Consider the following 2,860-nt stretch of genomic DNA (forward strand, 5'->3'; position numbering starts at 1 on the left):
GGTCGTCCTTGCCCGTCCACGCCGGGTTCTGGTGAGGAGATCCCCAGCCCGTCGCACTCCCCCGATCTCTGAGCGGTGCCGGGTTCGGATGGAGCCCAGGTGCCCGATAAGTCCGTCTCGCCGAGTACAACACCAAAGGCCCTGGATCGCGCGAAGGTCCGGATCGTATGGGGTGGACCCTCGTTGATCACGTCGAGCGCAGCACGCTGACCAGCTCCCCAGCTGCGTTCTCGACTGGAGGTATCGATGAGGAACCCCCTGGGGTCGACACGGCGCAAAACGATCGCCGGCCTTGTGACGGTGACGGCCCTCGCCTCGGCGGCCGGTGTCCTCGGCGCGGGTGTGGCGCTGGCCGGCCCGAACTCCGACCCCGACGTCGTGGCCGCGTCCGTGGCCCCTGACAACGGACGGACCTGCACGACCAGCAAGCTCCCGGTCGATCTGCAGCCGGGTGTCGTCGTCGCGCCAGGCTCCGATCTGGGGCTCACGCTCGACAAGCAGAAGAACGGCCAGTACGTGGTCGTGAAGTTGTGCCTGCCGGAGGGACGTACCCCGAACGCCGTCCAGATCCTGACCCACGGCATCACCTACGACCACCGCTACTGGAACATCGCCGACCCCGCGAACCCCGACGCCGACACCTACTCCTGGGAGGCTGCGGCGGCCAAGGCCGGTTACGCGACGGCGTCGATCGACCGGATCGGGAACGGCGAGAGCAGCCACCCGCTGTCCACGTTCGTCGACATCACCTCGAACTCCACCGCGCTGCACGACGTGGTCGAGGCGCTGCGCGAGGGCAAGATCGACGGGCAGCAGGGCGGATTCGACAAGGTCGCGCTGGTCGGGCACTCCTACGGCAGCTTCACGAGCATGATCGAGGCGTCGCGCTTCCGCGACGTCGATGCTGTGATCCTCACCGGCTTCAGCCACAAGGTCGACATCGGCACTCCGGTGAACATCGAGACCAGCGACTACCCGGCGCTGCTCGACCCGCAGTTCACGGGCGCGAACCTCGACCCCGGCTACATCACCCCACGCCCCGGCACCCACCGTGGCCTCTACTACGCGCCGAGCACCGACGTCGACCCGCGGATCATCACCCGGGACGAGGCCACGAAGGGCACCGTGACGCAGAGCGAACTGGTGAACTACCCGCTCGTCGAGGCCACTCCGCTGAAAGTGAACGTCCCGGTGTTCATCATCAACGGGTCCAAGGACGGCATCTTCTGCAGCCAGCAGCCGCTGGACCTGGGCACCGACTGCTCCTCGGCGGAGCGCGTCGTGCAGCAGGAGAAGCCGTTCTTTCCCCAGGCGCCCTCCGTGGACGCCTACGTCGTCAAGGGCCCGGGTCACGACCTGAATGCCTTCTACCAGGCTCCGGGGGCCTTCGGGGCGTCGATGGACTGGCTGCAGGGCAAGGTTCCCGCCCAGGGCTGATCGATTCGCAGTACCGCGTGCCGATGCCGGGCCGCTCTGAGGGAACAGCGGCCCGGCACCGGCGTGTTCGGGCCGGGTCGGCGATATCGCAGACATTCACACATAGCTGCCGTCAGCTCTCACGTATGCGCGACGGCATCGTCGCTCTCGCTTCCGACGGCACCGTCTTGGTGAGGCGGAGACCTTCACCGTCAGCGCAAGGGAGAAGGCGCCCTAGGACGTGTCTCCTGAGTTGTGGTCAGCCGCCGCCCGGTAGGGGCGGAAGAACGCGCGTAGCTCCTGCGCGTAGAGCTCGGGCTCCTCGAACGGCGCGAAGTGCCCGCCGCGTGCGGGCTCGGTCACGCGCACGACGTTCGCCGTGCGCTCGAGCCACGCCCGCGGCGGGCGGACGATGTCGCCGGCGAACAGCGAGAAGCCGGAAGGCACCTCGACCCGGCGGGCGTGTTGCGCGGGCGGGATCGCGGCGTTCGCCCGGTACATGCGCATCGACGAGCCGATCGTCGCGGTGAGCCAGTAGAGCGTGATGTTCGTGAGGATCTCGTCCTTCGTGAAGCGCCGCTCGACGACGCCGTCGCAGTCGCTCCACGCCCGGAGCTTCTCGACGATCCACGCGGCGAGCCCAGCTGGCGAGTCGGTGAGCCCGACGGCGGCGGTCTGGGGCTTCGTGCGGTGCATGGCGGCGTAGGCGCCCTCGGTCGCGCCCCAGACCGCGGCGCCCTCGAGCCAGGCGCGCTCCTCGGGCGCGAGGTCGGCCGGGTCGCCGGTGAAGACGGGCAGGCCCGCGTCGGTGCGGTGGACGGCCACGACCCGGTCGGGGTGGTCGAGCCCGAGGTAGCGGCTCACGTGGCTGCCCATGTCCCCGCCCGCCGCGCCGAACCGCGGGTAGCCGAGGACGCCCATGAGCCCGGCCCACAGATCGGCGACGGCGATGGCGTCCAGCGGCGGGCCCGTGGGGCGGTCGGAGTACCCGAAGCCCGGCATGTCGGGCACGACCACGTCGAACGCGTCGGCGGGGTCGGCGCCGTGCGCGCCGGGGTCGGTGAGCAGGGGGATGACCTTCGCGTAGCGCCAGAACGAGTCCGGCCAGCCGTGGCTGAGGACCAGCGGCAGGACGGGCCCGGCCGGCGCGGCGGCCCGGGCGTGCACGAAGTGGATCCCGAGGCCGCCGAGCGGGACGCGGAAGCGGGGGAGCCGCCCCAGCGCCGCCTCCTGCGCCGGCCAGTCGAACCCGTCCGCCCAGTAGGCGACGAGCTCGCGGAGGTAGGCGAGGTCGGTCCCGAGCGACCACCCGGCGTCCTCGGGCGCGTCCGGCCAGCGCGTCGCGCGCAGCCGCGCGCGGAGGTCCTCGAGCGCCGCGGGGGCGGTCTGCGGGGTGAACGGCTCGGGGCGGGGCCGGTCGTCCGGCATGAGACCCACCCTACGG

Annotated in this window: 2 protein-coding genes; one reads left to right on the plus strand and one right to left on the minus strand. The window is 70.9% G+C overall.

What is annotated here, in order from left to right; all coding sequences use genetic code 11:
• The first annotated feature begins 246 nt into the window (after positions 1 to 246).
• A complete protein-coding gene (locus JWR81_RS13970; RefSeq protein WP_297651401.1) occupies positions 247 to 1,437 on the plus strand; it encodes an alpha/beta hydrolase in 1,191 nt (396 codons plus the stop codon).
• Between the two features lie 213 nt (positions 1,438 to 1,650).
• On the opposite strand, the gene JWR81_RS13975 is transcribed toward JWR81_RS13970, so the two are convergent.
• Positions 1,651 to 2,853, minus strand: coding sequence for an epoxide hydrolase family protein (locus JWR81_RS13975; RefSeq protein ID WP_297651403.1), 1,203 nt, complete (start codon positions 2,851 to 2,853; stop codon positions 1,651 to 1,653).
• Positions 2,854 to 2,860 lie beyond the last annotated feature (7 nt).

This window comes from Pseudonocardia sp., from assembly GCF_025965585.1.
Lineage (GTDB): Bacteria > Actinomycetota > Actinomycetes > Mycobacteriales > Pseudonocardiaceae > Pseudonocardia.

Coding starts and splice junctions, on each gene's coding strand:
- JWR81_RS13970 (WP_297651401.1), top strand. CDS start 247: ATGAGGAACCCCCTGGGGTCGACACGGCGCAAAACGATCGCCGGCCTT.